Origin of the sequence: Branchiibius hedensis, assembly GCF_900108585.1 — a bacterium.
Taxonomy (GTDB): Bacteria; Actinomycetota; Actinomycetes; order Actinomycetales; family Dermatophilaceae; genus Branchiibius; species Branchiibius hedensis.
The window spans coordinates 3365999-3380745 of record NZ_UESZ01000001.1 but is presented as its reverse complement, the minus strand read 5'-3'; the positions used below and the strand labels follow the sequence as shown (position 1 = coordinate 3380745).

Genomic DNA, 14747 nt, shown 5'->3' with positions numbered 1-14747 from the left:
GAAGTGGCTGGCGTGCGGGTCATCAACCCGTTCGCAGACTGACCGCGAGAATAGCCACATGCCACGCAAACCAGCCGATCCGCGAACCGAAGCCCTCCTGCAGCAACTGCTCGAACGCTCCGGCATGTCGCCGGCGCAGTTGGCGCAGTGGATGCTGAACGGTGGTCTGAATCAGACTTTTCAGACCGGGCCCCAACCTGCCGCCGCCGTGTTCCCCGACCCACCCGCCGAGCCCTTGCTGATCCGCCTCAAGGTGCAACTCGACGGCGCTAAGCCGGCGATCTGGCGGCGACTGGAGGTCCGCGGCGATCTCACGATGGCCGACCTCCACGACGTCCTGCAGGCCGCGATGGGCTGGACCGACTCTCACCTGCACCGCTTCTGGCTCGGCCCGAAGAAGCAGATCTGGCGGGGCCCGCACCTGACCAACGACCTGGACGACGACGAGTTCGGCGACGACCCCGGAGTCGGCGAAGAGGCTGACCTGCGGGTCGACCAAATCCTGCGTTCACCGAAGGACCGCCTGTTTTACACGTACGACTTCGGCGACAGTTGGCAGCACACCATCACCGTCGAAAACGTCCGCACCGCAACCGAAGACGACCCACGCGCGCGATGCCTCGCCGGCAAGAACGCCTGCCCGCTTGAAGACTGCGGTGGTGTCGGCGGGCACGAAGAGATCCTGGAACTGCTGCGCACCGATCCCACCAGGCGCAGCTGGCGGGAGGAACTGGTGAATTGGGTTCCGCCGCAATGGGATCCACTGACCTTCGACGTCGACGAAGCCAACCAGGCGATCAACCTCATCGGCGCCCATCCCCTTGCCGCGCTCGGCGCACCCGAGCTTCATCCCGCACTCGATGACCTCATTGACCGCCTCGACTCAGGTGACGTCGACTCCTTCACCGGGCTCCTCGTCCTCGCACTGGACCCGACCGTGCGCGAGGTGTCCGACGAGCAGGTGCGGGACGCCGTACGCCCGTGGCAGCTCTTCCTCACCCTCGCCGGCGAGGACGGCATCCCGTTGACCTCCGCTGGCTGGATGCGCCCCGCGGTGGTGGAGCAGATCGCGCGCGAGTTGGGCGTGGACCAGTGGTGGATCGGCAAAACCAACCGGGAGGATCTCACCGCGCCCGTCGCCCGACTGCGTGAGCACGTGATGGAACTGGGTCTGCTGCGAAAGTTCAAGGGCAACCTGGTGCGTACGCCGCGAGGCCGGGCGATCGACGGCCATCCAGACTACCTGTGGGAACTGCTCGCAGACTCGCTTCTGACGACCGGTCGTGACGGTGATACGGGCGCGCGATTCGAGCAGAACGCAGCCGCCGCCAGCCTCGTGCACATTGCCGCCGGTCACCCGATCGGGCAGGAGACCAACGCCGCTGTCGCCACCTTGCTGACTCGCTCGGGGTGGTCGATCAACGGTGGACCGATCGACCGCCACGAGATCCCCTACCTCGGCTGGACAGCCGACGTTATCGCCTGGGTTGGTCCGGTGGAGCGACCACGGGGGTTGCGCTCCACCCCGCCCACCGCGGCGCAGCGTGCGCTCGCGGCGACCGCCCTCATCGTGGACTGAACCTGCACCGGCCCGGATCATCAATTTCTTTGAAGTAGAAGGCCAATAACATCTGTTGGACAGGCGCTAGGCATCTCGTCAAGACTCTTCTCAACGTCCTCCACCATCGAGTCGGCGCAGCGTCGCGCAGCACAGATGACGACCGGAAGAAGTCCAGCCATGTCTGAATCCCCCGAACCGCTGCGTGACGTCGAGGTGGCGGTGATCGGTGCCGGCCAGGCCGGGGTCGCCGCCAGTGAGCACCTCGGCCACCACGGCATCGACTACGTCGTCCTCGAACGGGATCGCATCGCCGAGCGCTGGCGCACCGAGCGCTGGGACTCGTTGGTCGCCAACGGGCCGGCCTGGCACGACCGTTTCCCCGGCCTGGAGTTCGACGACGTCGACCCCGACGGTTTCGCCGCGAAAGAGCAAGTCGCGCAGTACTTCGAGAAGTACGCCGCGATGATCGATGCGCCCATCCGGACCGGGGTCAACGTCACCAGCGTGCAGCGCCTCGACGGCAGCGCCGGTTTCCGCATCGAGACCTCCGAGGGTGCCTTCACTGCTCAGTACGTCGTGGTGGCCACCGGGCCGTTCCAGACCCCGGTCTTCCCGCCGATCGTGCCGCAGACCGAGGCCATCACCCAGATCCACTCCTCGGCGTACTTCAATCCGAAGCAGCTCGCACCGGGCAACGTCCTGGTCGTCGGCGCCGGTTCGTCGGGGGTGCAGATCGCGGAAGAGATCAACGCCGCGGGCCGCGAGGTCTATCTGTCCGTCGGCCCGCACGACCGGCCGCCGCGGTCCTACCGCGGCCGCGACTTCGTCTGGTGGCTGGGCGTTCTCGGCCTGTGGGACGCAGAGACCCCGCCACAGGGTGCCGAGCACGTCACGATCGCGGTCAGTGGCGCGGGCGGCGGTCACACCGTCGACTTCCGTCGTCTCGCCGAAGCGGGCATCACGCTGGTCGGGCGCACCGAGTCCTACCAGGACGGCGCGCTGAGCTTCGCGGACGACCTGGCCACGAACATCGCCTTGGGCGACGAGAACTACCTCGCCCTGCTCGATGCTGCCGACGCGTACGTCGAGCGCAACGGCCTGGACCTGCCCGAAGAACCCGACGCGCGGATCATCGGCGCCGACCCGGCGTGTGTCACCGATCCGCTGAACGAACTCGACCTCGCCGACGCCGGGATCACCACCATCGTCTGGGCCACCGGTTTCACCCAGGACTACGACTGGCTGAAGGTCGACGCCTTCGATGAGAACGGTCGCCCGGTGCAGCGTCGCGGCGTCAGCGCGGAGCCCGGCGTCTACTTCCTGGGCCTGCCCTGGCTGTCCCGCCGCGGCTCCAGTTTCATCTGGGGTGTCTGGCACGACGCGAAGTACGTCGCCGACCACATCCAGACCCAGCGCGGCTACCTGGCCTACTCCGACTGACAAGCCCCAACCACAAAAGCCCCCACGGTCCAGACGGACCGTGGGGGCTCTGTGCTGGTGCTGTCCTACTGCTCGTAGGCCAGGGACCGATCGAACTCCCATGCCGGCGCCAGCTGCGTGACCTCGCGACGGAACTGCACCGCATCGTTGGGCAACGCCGGGGCGTCGAACTCCTCAGCGGCCTTGCGCCCCGACCACACCGCGGCAGCGATCGTGCCCGGCGCCCAGCAGTCACCAACCCCACGCACCGTGGCCAGGCGTCCGTCAGCAGCCATCGGCAACAACTCGTTCAGCAACTCCTCACGGGGCAACCGTGCCGTCACCATGACGACGGAGTCAGCCTCCAAAGACCGCAGCCCGCCGGTGTAGACGTCGGCCACCTGCACCGAGTCGGCCTCGACGGACACCAGCGCGGTGTCGATCACCCGGTGGACGCCCTTCTCGATCAGTCGCGCCTGGATCTTGCCCACCTCGAACGTGTGCTGCGTCCACGGCGAGACCTGCGAGGTCGTCGTCACGATCGACACGTCGTACCCCTCGCCGGCCAGCAACTCCGCGACCACGCCACCGAGGTAGTAGTAATCGTCGTCCCACACCACGACCTTCTTGCCCGCCGGGCGCGCACCGGTGAACAGGTCGTTCGGCGTCAGCACCGACGCGCCCTGCGAGACCGGCACCGGCGTCGTGTGCCAGCGCCCGACCCCGTCGCGGCGCCATTCCGAACCGGTCGCGACGATGACGTTCTCGAACCCGAAGTCCTCGATATCGCCTGCGGTCATGGGGCTTTCGCGGTAGACCTCGACGTTCGACAGATCTTCCAGGGCCAGCTCGCGGTAGTCCCGCACCCGGCCCCAGGCACTCAGCCCGGGCAGTTTCGACTCGTCGGTCACCCGGCCGCCGAGGTTGCGTGAGCCCTCGACGAGCGTCACCTCATATTCGCGTACGCCGAGTGCCCGGGCCGCTTCCAACCCCGCCGGGCCGGCGCCCACGACGAGCACCTTGGACTTGGATTCGCGGACCCGGATCTTCTCCGGGTGCCAGCCGCGCCGGAACTCCTCACCCATGCTCGGGTTCTGCGTGCAGCGGATGACCGACATGGTCTGGTCGCCGGTGACGCACACGTTGCAGCCGATGCACTCACGGATCTTGTCCAGTCGACCAGCACGAATCTTGTTGGGCAGGAACGGATCTGCGATCGATGGCCGCGCTGCACCGATCAGGTCGAGGATGCCCTTGCGCACCTGCCGCACCATCTCGTCCGGCGAGGTGAAGCGGCCCACTCCGACAACCGGCTTGCTGGTCAGCGACTTCAGTCCCGCGACGTACTGCTCCTGACTGCCCTCCGCCCCGAACCGCGACGTGAGCGAGCACTCCTCCCAGGAACCCATCGCGAAGTCCCACAGATCGGGCACCTCGCCCACGGTCTCCAACACGGCCGAGATGTCCTCGCGGCCCACCCCGCCGACGCCGAACTCACCGTCGACCGCGATGCGACAGGCAACGGCTGCGCGACCGGCGACCTCTTCCTGGGTGTCCTCGAGGATCTCCCGCAGCAGGCGCATCCGGTTCTGCACCGAGCCGCCGTATTCGTCGGTGCGCTGGTTGTAGCGCGGCGACAAGAAGTGGTGCAGCCCGCTGTACCCGTGCGCGGCGTACACGTAGATCACGTCGTAGCCGAGTTCCACCGATTTGCGTACGGCGGTGCGGTGCCACCTGCGCAGGTCGGCGATGTCCGCTTTGGTCATGGCTCGCGCCTGCACCGGGGCGATCGTGTCCGGTGCAACCGGCAAATGCGCTGGGCCCAGGGGAGTTTCGCGGCTGTAGAGGTTCGGGGCGTTCATCCCGTTATGCGCCAACTCGATCCCGGCAAGGGCGCCGCCTTCATGAATCGCGTCGGCGATCCGGGCCAGCACCGGCAGGTCCTGGTCGTCCCAGATCCGCAACTCGATGAACGGCGCGATGTCCGAGGTCGCGTGGATCTCGACCTGCTCGGTGCACACCACGCCCCATCCGCCCTCGGCCTTGACGCGGCGCATCGCCGCCTGCGCGCTGGGGTCGCGGTAGCCCATCCCGTTGCAGTGCGGCACCTGGTAGAAGCGGTTCTTGGTCGTGCGAGGGCCGATCTGCACCGGCTCGAAGAGAATGTCGTACGGCGAGGGGCTGGCTTGATCGGTCACGAGAGATCCTTGGTTGCTGAGAATTGGTCGATGGCGGTCCACGCCAGGGCAACTGCTCCATCGAAGAGCGCCTGCTCGGCGACCGGTCCGATGCAGTGGTCAGCGAATTCCTTCTGGTGGTTGACCGCTGGCAGGCTGCCGACTCCGATGTAGGGGTGGATCGCGGGCACGGTCAGCGACACGTTGCCCATATCCGTCGAGGCGCGGTTCATCCGGCCGCCCAGGTCGGCGTCCGCGAACGAGCGACCCAGCGCGAGGGCATTCGCCTTGTAGAGGGCGAGAACGTCCTGGGCCGTGTGGAATTCGCTGTACGGCGCCGACTCCGGCTCGATGGTCAACGTGCACCCGGTAGCCAGAGCGCCCGCTTCGAAGCAGCGCCGAACGCGCTCTTCGATGACGGTGAGTTCGGCCAGCGTCTCGGCCCGAACGTACCACCGACCCTCCGTGCGATCCGGGATCACGTTGGGTGCGTCGCCGCCCTTGGTGACAATCCCGTGAACCCGCACCGAGTTCGGCAGCTGTTGGCGTAGTAGCGCAATCGCCAGCTGAGCGATCGTGAACGCGTCCGCTGCGTTGACGCCCTGCTCGGGGTACGCCGCGGCGTGCGCCGCCTTGCCGGTGTAGGTGATGTGCGAATGGGAGACCGCGAACGGTCGTGCTTCGGCGACGTCGACCGGCGCCGGGTGCGCCATCATCGCCAGGTCCAGACCGGCGAAGGCACCATGCTCGAGCAGTTCGATCTTGCCGCCACCCCCTTCTTCCGCAGGGGTTCCGTAGATCTCGACCGTGAGGTCCAACTCGGCAGCGACAGCCGCCAGGGCGCGACCGGCACCCACGGCGATCGCCGAGATCAGATTGTGCCCGCACGCGTGTCCCAGACCCGGCAGCGCGTCGTACTCCGCCATGATCCCGACCCGGCGCGAGCCGGAGCCGGCCACGGCGAGGAAGGCGGTCTCCAGCCCGAGGTAGGGCTGGGTCACCGTGAACGGCGGTCCCAGAGCGGCCGCAACGGCCACACTCGAGCGGTGCTCCTGCCACGCGGTCTCCGGTGCGGCGTGCAACTCCTCCGACAACGTGACCAGGTCGGCCCGATCAGCCGAAACCGTCTCGTAGGCAATCTTTTTCAGATCACTCATCGCCCGGGACCCCATACGCCGGTGCAGTGCTCGGATCCAGTCCGCGGGTCACGTAATCCGCCTCCTGCGGCGACCACAACTCCCACAACTGCTGCAGATCCGCCAGTGGGGAGTCCGACCAGTCGACCCGCAGATCGGTCACCGGCCAGGACACCTGGTCCACGATCAGCATCCCTGCCGAGTGCACCGGACCGGCCTCACCACCCGCGTCCGCGCCGGCGCGCAACGCGGCGAGCAGACGGTCCCCGAGGGGCAATTCGGCCGCCCGCTCGAACGCCGCCAGCATCGCCGCCGGTACGCCGTCGTCGGCCAACAGGTTGCCGGCGGCCACCGCTGCGTCACCGACCGCACTGGCATGCACCCCGAGGGTGCGCGACCCCGAATGCGCGGCCGCACCGCCCTGGCCGTCGACCACCGTCAGCTGGCGGTACTCGCTGAACGGGCCGGCGTCGACCACCAGATCGAGTGCCTCCTGCGCGGAGCGACCAGCGGCCACCGCGTCCAACAACGCCGTCCCGAGTGAAGGGTCGGTGATGTTCTGACTGGCCGCCGCCCCCACGCCGGCTCGCACGTGCGCGCACCGAGCCGCGACGGCCGGACTGGACGAGGACACGATGATGCCGAAACGACCGGTCTGCGGACAGCGGGCCGCCAAGGAGAAGGTCACGGGATCACCGCGACGACGCCGACCTCGACCAGCCACTCGGGCCGCGCCAACGCCTGCACCACCAGACCGGTCGATACATAGAACACACCGGCCAACCGCTCACCCATCACCCGGTACACGTCTTCACGGTGTCGGATGTCGGTCAGATAGATGTGGCAACTGACGATGTGCTCCGGCTGCGCACCCGCCTCGGACAGCAGCAGCAGGATGTTGTCGCACACCTTCTGGGTCTGCCCGGCGGCGTCGCCGACGGCGACGTTCTCCCGGGTGTCGAGATCCTGGGCGACCTGGCCGCGGACATAGACCGTGTTGCCTGCGACCACCGCCTGGCACAGATCGTTGCCGAGATTCTGCTCAGGGTAGGTGTCGGCGGTGTTGAACGGACGGATGCGGCGGTGGCCGCCGACGACGATCTCGTCGGTCACGGTCAGGCTCCTTCTGGGTGTGGAATTGCTTCGGTGATCAGGTCGGCGGCCCGCTCGGCCACCAGCATCACCGTCACGACCGGATTGGTCGCGGTGAGGGTGGGGAAGACGGAGGCATCGGCGATCCGCAGCCCGTCGATCCCGCGGACGGCGAGGTCCGGGTCGACCACGGCGAGACGGTCGTCGACTGCGCCGATCCGGCAGGTACCGCTGACGTGGTACACGGTCTGGTGGGTGGCCCGCAGGATGGCCGACAACTCATCGCCGTCCTGAATCTCACTGCCAGGGAACACTTCTCGCTCCACCCAGGAGGCCATCGGCTCCTCCTGGGCGATCAGCCGGGCCCGGCGGACGCCCTCGACCAGCAGTTGCTCATCGCGTCCGTCGGGATCGGTGAAGGACCGGTAGTCGATCGCCGGCGGCACGTCCGGGTCCGCAGACGTGATCCACGTGCGACCCCGACTCAGTGGGCGGGCCACGTTGGGCGCGATCGAGATGATGTTGTGGGGCAACGGTTCCTGACCGCGCTCGGCGCGGTAGCGGTCGGCGTGCACGGCCCACGGCTCGACCGGGAAGTGCATCAGGACGTCGGGTCGGTCATCGGGGGTCGCGTCGCTGATCATCGCGCCGGCGTCCCAGCCGCTCGCGCAGACCTCGGGCGGGGTCCGCCGCGACTGCCAGACCACCAGCCCTTCGACGTGGTCCTGCAGGTTCGCCCCGACGCCCGGGAGTTCGTGTCGCACGGGGACGCCGGCAGCTTTGAGTACGTCGCGTGGTCCGATCCCGGACAACTGCAGCAGCCGCGGGGTGTCGATCGCGCCCGCGCACAGGACGACCTCCCGCGTGGCCGATAGCGTCGTGGTCACACCGTCAGCGGACCGCACGCGCACACCGGTCGCGCGCCCGCCGTCGTCGGACAGCACGATCTGCGTGGCCCGCAGACCGGTGAGCACGGTTGGCAACGCAGTCCCTGGCTCCGCCTCGTGCAGGTAATGGATCGACGTAGACGCACGCACTCCGGACTCCGGCGTGTAGCCGACCTCGAAAAATCCTGCGCCGCTGGGTGATTCGTCCAGTCGTCCGTCGTTCCATGCGTCCTGCACCGGTACGCCGAGTGCGGACGAAGCGCTGGCCACCACGTCCGCGACGAATGGGTTCTGGTCCTCCTGCGACACAGGTTGAATGGGAGTCCGCAGTCGCTGGTAGAGCGGCAGCACGGCATCCGGACCCCAGCCGGTCGCGCCGAGCGACTCCCACTCCTGCAAGTCGGAGGCCAACGGACGCCAGGCGATCATCGTGTTCGCAGTCGAGCAGCCACCGAGAATGCGCAGGCGCGCCAACCGGATGTGGGAGTTGCCGCGCTCATTGGGCAGGCTGCGGTAGTCCAGGTCGTATTCGCCCTCGAGCATCTCGGCCCAGCGGCGCAGGTAGCGAGCCCGCGGCTCGTGCTTGTCCGAGGGGCCCCATTCGACCAGGGCTACGTCGCGGCCGCGCTCAGCCAGTCGGGCCGCGAGCAATGATCCGGCAGTGCCACCACCCACGACGATGAACTCGTGCTGCGAATCAGCCATAGTGCACCCAGGTCGTCTTCAACCCGGTGAATTTGTCCATCGCGTGCAACGACAGGTCACGACCATAGCCGGACAGGCCGAATCCGCCGAACGGCGTTGAAACATCCAATGCGTCAACGCAATTCACCGATACCGTGCCGGCTCGCAGCGCTGCAGCAACCCGGTGTGCCCGACGCAGATCGTCGGTCCACAGCCCAGCCGCCAACGCGTACGGCGTGCCGTTGGCCACTGCGATCGCCTCTTCCTCGGTGTCGACGACGTGCGTCACCAGAACTGGCCCGAAGACTTCCGTCTGCGCAATGCGGGCAGTGGGTGCGACATCGACCAGGACCGCGGGACGGACGAAACACTCTGTGGCTGCGCCGGGTTCGAGCTCGCCGCCGACCAGTGCTGCCGCTTCGGCCGCACCATCGGTGAGCAGCGAACGCACCTGCGTTGCCTGCCCGATGCTGACCAGCGGCCCCATGTCCGTCGCCGGATCCAACGGGTTGCCCACCGTGATCGCTGCTGTCCGGGCCAGGAGCCGCTCGGTCAGCGCCTCGGCAACCCCACGTTGCACGACCAGCCGTGACGTGGCGGAGCAGACCTGGCCGGCGTTGGTGAAGATCCCGCCGGTCACTCCGGCCGCGACCGCGTCGAGATCCGTCACGTCATCCAGGACCACGACGGCACTCTTGCCACCGCACTCCAGCCACACCTGCTTCATGTTCGACTCGCCGGCGTAAAGCTGGAAGAGCTTGCCGACCTGGGTAGAGCCGGTGAAGGTGACCGCGTCGACGTCGGTGTGACGCCCGAGCGCCTGACCCACGACCGGGCCGTCGCCAGGCACAACAGACAGCACGCCATCGGGAAGCCCTGCCTCCGTGGCCAATTCGCCCAGCCGCAACGCCGACAGAGGCGTTTCCTCCGACGGCTTGAGCACGACACTGTTGCCGACGGCGAGCGCCGGTGCCAGCTTCCAGATGGCCATCTCCAAGGGGTAGTTCCACGGCACGACCGCCGCGATGACGCCCAGCGGTTCGCGAGTGACCGTGGCCAGATCGCCCGGCCCGGTCGGCGCCACCTCGCCGTACACCTTGTCCAGGGACTCGGCGTACCAGCGCAGGATCGCGGCCGACCCGGGAATGTCGATGGCGGTCGTGTCGACGATCCGCTTGCCACCATCGCGGCTGTCCAGCAGCGCCAACTCATCGAGGTTGGCCAGGATCAGGTCGGCGAGGCGGCTGAGCACGGCGGCCCGATCCCGCGGCCCCTGACGGCTCCACGAGCCGGACAGGAAGGCCCGACGGGCGGCATCCACCGCGAGGTCGACGTCGCGCTCGTCGCACTCGGCGACCTCGGCGATGACCTGGCCGGTCGCCGGATCGACGGTGGGCCGGGTGCGACCAGAGCTGCTCGGGACGGGCCGACCGTCGATCCAGGCCAGTCCGGCGGGTCGCTGAGCGGCCGCGGCGGCGGCCCATTCGGGAGCTGTCTTCACAGAGTCGATCCTCACACCGTGGCGTCGGCAGCCAGCACCACGTGCGAGCTGCGAGCGGCCTTGGCCCAGAAGTAGTAGACGGGGCAGATGACGGCCAGGCCGACGATCCAGGAGATGTCGACCCCGTTCATCGCTTTGGCGATCGGGCCGGTGTAGAGCGTGTTGGACAGGAACGGCAACTGCACCAGGATGCCCAGGACGTAGCAGCCCACGGCGGGCACGTTGAGCTTGCCGTAGATGCCGCCATCGGACTCGAAGAGCGAGTCGATGTCGTAGTCCCCGTGGCGCAGCAGGTAGTAGTCGACCAGGTTGACCGCGGTCCACGGGATCAGCACGCACATCAGCAGCAGCATCAGGTTGCTGAAGTTGCCCAGGAAGTTGTCCTTGCCCAGCAGGCCGATCACACAGCTGATCGCGAACAGACCCAGGCAGACGATGATCCGCATGGCTGCCTTCGGTCGCCACGTGGGCCACAGCGTCTGGCCGATCGTGAGAGTGGACAGCGCGCCGCAGTAGAGGTTCATCGCGTTCGTGGCGGCGATGCTGATGCCGAAGACGGCCAGCACGAAGACCCCGAAGATCCCCGATCCGTCGCGCACCGCGGCGATCGTGTCGTCCTTGGGGAAGGCGGCACCGAGCACCGCGCCCAGGAGCATCGGCAACAACGAGCCGAGCACGCACCCGGAGTAGGTCGCCCAGAAGGCGGCCCGCACGCCGGTGTCCTTGGGCATGTAGCGGGTGTAGTCCGAGACGTACGGCGCGTAGGCGATCTGCCACAGGGCGGCCAGCGACAACGTGCTCATGAAACCGGCCCAGGAGAAGGATCCAACCGAGAAGGTGTCGCTCGGCAGTTTGATCACGAAGAGCATGACCAGCGACAGCAGCAGGGCCACACCGGCCAGCGCGCTGATGACGCCGGCCATGGCGTGGATGACCTTGTAGCCGAAGATGGCGCCGAGGACACCCAGCACACCGACCAGCAGGATCGCCGGGGTCTCACCCATCCCGATCAGGCTCGCGAGTGCCTGGCCGCCGAGCACCATGTTGGAGGCGAAGAACGCGGTGTACATCAGCACCACGATCGTGACGACCAGCAGGCTGCCGTAGGACCCGAACTGCGCACGGGTTTGCAGCATCTGCGGCACACCCATCTGCGGACCCTGCGCGGCGTGCAGGGCCATCACCACACCACCGACGAGGTTGCCGATGATCAGGGCGATCGCCGCCGCCCAGACCGGCAGCCCGAAGACCAGGGTGGCCAGCACACCGGTCGCCACGGTCAGCAGCATGATGTTGGAGCCGAACCAGATGGTGAACAGCTGGGTGGCACTGCCGTGCCGCTCGTCTTCGGGGATGTGCTCGATGGTGCGAGCTTCGAGAGTCTCTGTGAGCGTGGGGTTTTCGTGTGACGTTGCCATGGAGCGTCTCCTAGCAGTGCGGGGTGCGCGGGGCGCGATGTCAAGGGGATGCACCACGATGTGCGACGGGCACCCGCAGGTGCCGGATCACCCAACGATGTGGCGTCCGGCGGTCATTTGTCCATCACAAGAAAATGGCGTTAGTCATCTAATTTGCCGATACCCGGCTCCAGGCCGCCGATGGCGCGGCACTGCTCGATGAACGCCATCGCCTTGCGGGTCAGCCGCGCACCGTCCACCCAGGCCGCGACGGCGTCCAGGGTCGGCAACTCGTCCTTGATACGTAGCGCGACGACCGGCCCGCCGCTGTAGCTCTCGTCGCTGGCGGGGCGCTGGTTGAGGATGGAGTAGCCGTGTCCGGCGGCCACCATCGAGCGCACCGTCTCGAACAATCGCGACCGGTAGCCGATCGTCGGTTCGACCCCGACCTGGGCGAACAACGAGCGGAAGTAGCTGGCCGTGTGCGGCAGGTCGAGCAGCACCAACCGATCGCCGGCCAGCTCGGCCAGCGACACACTGCGCCGCCCCGCCAACCGGTGACCGACCGGGACCAGCACGTACGGCGGGATGGTCGCCACCGGGACGCAGCGCAACTCCGTGCCGAGGTCGTAGCTGTACATCACCGCGACCTCGAAGGCGCCGTCGCGCAACCCCTTCTTCAACTCCGCATGCTCGGCCTCGATCACGGTGAGGTCGACGCGGGGGTAGCGATCGGCGTACTGCGTGACCAGCCCGGGCAGCATGAACGGCGCGATGGTGGCGAACATGCCGACCCGCAACTCGCCCATCAGCGTCTGGCCCGCGTTGCGCGCGGCGTCGGCGAGCTCCTGGCTGTGCGCGAGGAAGCCGCGCAGTTCGGTGTAAAACTCCCGCCCGGCCGGGGTCAACGCCAGGCCGCGGGCATGATGGCGCAGCAACAGCTGGACGCCGAGTTCCTTCTCCAGCTGGGCGACCGCGGTCGAAACCGCTGACTGGGAGACGACCAACTCACGCGCGGCGGCGGTCATGCTGCCGTGTTCGGCCGCCGCGGCGAAGTAGCGCAGTTGGACGAGGGTGAAGTTCGGCAGGCGGTTGCCCGCGCGGTCCTGTGCGGCCATCGACGCCTCCCGGTGCAACAGAAATTCAGATGACTTTCATCAACAGAATCAGCTGAGCTGAAACTCAAACGTAACCGCCCGACCCCCTCCGGCGTGGGAGGGTCTGCGGAACACGTGCCGACCCCGGGAGGATCCAATGCGAGCCGACACTGTCTTCCGCGGATCGATCCGAGCCTCTGCGGGATCGCCGTTGACCGATGCCCTCGCCATCCGCGACGGCAGCGTTGTGGCCCTGGGCGCCACCGACTGCGCGGACCTGACCGGTCCCGGCACCCGGATCATCGACGTCGACGGAGTCGTGCTGCCCGGCTTCGTCGACGCGCACGTGCACCCCGCGATGGGTGGCCTCAACCGGATGCACTGCGATCTGGACGAAGTGCATGGCCTGCAGGCCTACCGCGCCCTGATCACGGCACACGTTGCCTCGTCCTCCTCGGAGTGGATCACCGGATCCGGTTGGTACGGCGATGTGTTCGCTGGCGGGTTCCCGACGGCGGCCGAGTTGGACAGCCTCACTGACGGTCGACCCGCGTGCTTCATGAGCCACGACGGCCACGGCGTATGGGTCAACTCGGCGGCACTGGAGCGTGCCGGGATCACCGAGAGCACACCCGATCCGGAGGGCGGTCGGATCATCCGCGACGCCTGCGGTGCGGCCACCGGCATGTTGGTCGAGTCCGCTGCCAATCTGGTCACCGACCTGCTCCCGGCACCGAGTGCGGCCGAGATCGAGCGCGCACTGCTGGAGGCGCAGACCTACCTGCACTCCGTAGGCGTCGTCGGCTGGCAGGACGCCGGTGTCGGCGAATGCCTCGGGCTACCAGACACGTTCGAGGCCTACCGGGCCCTGGACGCGTCCGGTGCGCTGACCGCGCGGGTCACCGGTGACCTGTGGTGGCAGCTGGACGGCGACCTCAGCCAGATCGAGGGTTTCGTACGCCGCCGCGAGACCACCCGGGACGCCCGCCGGTTCCGCACCACCGGGATCAAGATCATGCAGGACGGGGTCTGCGAAAACCTCACGGCCGCAGTGCTGGAGCCCTACCGGGGTCACCCGCACCAGCACGGTTTGAGCTTCTTGGAACCGGTGTGGCTCACCGAGATCGTCGGCGCCCTGTCCGCTGAGAACTTCGATGTCCATCTGCACGCAGTGGGCGATCGCGCGGTCCGGGAGGCGCTGGATGCCGTCGACGCGGCGGCCCACCGACCGGACGCCCGCCATCAGATCGCGCACATCGACCTGATCGACGCGGCCGACATCGACCGGTTCAAGCGGCTCGGCGTCATCGCCAACGTGTCCCCGTTGTGGGCCCGCGAGGACCGGGTGCTGGTCGAAACCAAACTGCCGTACCTCACCGACGAGCAGCGTCGCCGGCATTTCGCCTTCAGCAGCTTGCACGGGGCGGGCACTTCCCTGGCGTTCGGCTCGGACTGGCCGGTGTCGAGTCCGGACCCGCTGTGGGCGATTCACGTCGCCGTGAACCGGACTGCGCCCCATGCAGATCCGCACGCCGCGGACGAGCACGCCCAGCGAGTGCCGCTGTTGCCAGACGAAGGTCTGGACATCGTCACGGCGGTCCACGCGGCGACGGCCGGCGCCGCCTACGCGTCCCGCCTGGACCGCAACGGGACCCTCGACGTCGGTATGGCCGCCGACCTGGTGGTCCTTGACCGGGACCCGATCAGCACGCCAACGCACGAACTCTCCGCCATCCGGGTGCACGCGACGTACGTCGATGGCGCCCCTGTCTTCACCGCCTGACCCACTCAACGCA

The 14747-nt window shown here is 67.8% G+C and carries 11 protein-coding genes; 3 read left to right on the top strand and 8 right to left on the bottom strand.

Going from position 1 to position 14747, the window contains the following annotated elements:
• Positions 1–58: 58 nt before the first annotated feature.
• Positions 59–1579 carry a plasmid pRiA4b ORF-3 family protein gene (locus tag DR843_RS16380; RefSeq protein ID WP_109687522.1) on the top strand — a complete coding sequence of 507 codons (1521 nt, stop codon included), beginning with the start codon at positions 59–61 and terminating at the stop codon, positions 1577–1579.
• A 159-nt stretch (positions 1580–1738) separates the two neighbouring features.
• Positions 1739–3001: a flavin-containing monooxygenase gene (locus DR843_RS16375; RefSeq protein WP_109687520.1), complete on the top strand. Its 1263-nt coding sequence runs from the start codon at positions 1739–1741 to the stop codon at positions 2999–3001.
• Positions 3002–3066: 65 nt separating this feature from the next.
• Here DR843_RS16375 and DR843_RS16370 read toward each other — a convergent pair whose 3' ends face one another.
• The 8 genes from DR843_RS16370 to DR843_RS16335 all read right to left on the bottom strand — a co-directional run bounded on the left by DR843_RS16370 (position 3067) and on the right by DR843_RS16335 (position 12972).
• Positions 3067–5178, bottom strand: coding sequence for an oxidoreductase (locus DR843_RS16370; protein WP_245934163.1), 2112 nt, complete (start codon positions 5176–5178; stop codon positions 3067–3069).
• On the bottom strand, positions 5175–6314 hold the full coding sequence (locus DR843_RS16365) for a M20 family metallopeptidase (protein WP_211310272.1): 1140 nt from the start codon (positions 6312–6314) through the stop codon (positions 5175–5177). The genes DR843_RS16370 and DR843_RS16365 overlap by 4 nt, the downstream gene beginning before the upstream one ends.
• Positions 6307–6981 carry a DUF1028 domain-containing protein gene (locus tag DR843_RS16360; protein WP_109689092.1) on the bottom strand — a complete coding sequence of 225 codons (675 nt, stop codon included), beginning with the start codon at positions 6979–6981 and terminating at the stop codon, positions 6307–6309. Before DR843_RS16360 ends, DR843_RS16365 begins: the two co-directional genes overlap by 8 nt.
• Positions 6978–7406 carry a RidA family protein gene (locus DR843_RS16355; RefSeq protein WP_245934162.1) on the bottom strand — a complete coding sequence of 143 codons (429 nt, stop codon included), beginning with the start codon at positions 7404–7406 and terminating at the stop codon, positions 6978–6980. Before DR843_RS16355 ends, DR843_RS16360 begins: the two co-directional genes overlap by 4 nt.
• 2 nt (positions 7407–7408) lie before the next feature.
• The gene (locus DR843_RS16350) at positions 7409–8977 is read right to left on the bottom strand and encodes a GMC family oxidoreductase (RefSeq protein WP_109687514.1); all 1569 of its coding nucleotides are present in this window, start codon (positions 8975–8977) and stop codon (positions 7409–7411) included.
• Positions 8970–10457 carry an aldehyde dehydrogenase gene (locus DR843_RS16345; protein ID WP_109687512.1) on the bottom strand — a complete coding sequence of 496 codons (1488 nt, stop codon included), beginning with the start codon at positions 10455–10457 and terminating at the stop codon, positions 8970–8972. The genes DR843_RS16350 and DR843_RS16345 overlap by 8 nt, the downstream gene beginning before the upstream one ends.
• A gap of 11 nt (positions 10458–10468) precedes the next feature.
• Positions 10469–11875 (bottom strand): purine-cytosine permease family protein, encoded by a 1407-nt coding sequence (locus DR843_RS16340; RefSeq protein WP_109687510.1) that lies wholly within the window; start codon positions 11873–11875, stop codon positions 10469–10471.
• A 140-nt stretch (positions 11876–12015) separates the two neighbouring features.
• Positions 12016–12972, bottom strand: a complete 957-nt coding sequence (locus tag DR843_RS16335) for a LysR family transcriptional regulator (protein ID WP_109687508.1) — start codon at positions 12970–12972, stop codon at positions 12016–12018.
• 136 nt (positions 12973–13108) lie between these two features.
• On the opposite strand from DR843_RS16335, the gene DR843_RS16330 reads away from it, so the two are divergent.
• Positions 13109–14734 carry an amidohydrolase gene (locus tag DR843_RS16330; protein ID WP_109687506.1) on the top strand — a complete coding sequence of 542 codons (1626 nt, stop codon included), beginning with the start codon at positions 13109–13111 and terminating at the stop codon, positions 14732–14734.
• The last annotated feature ends 13 nt before the right edge of the window (positions 14735–14747 follow it).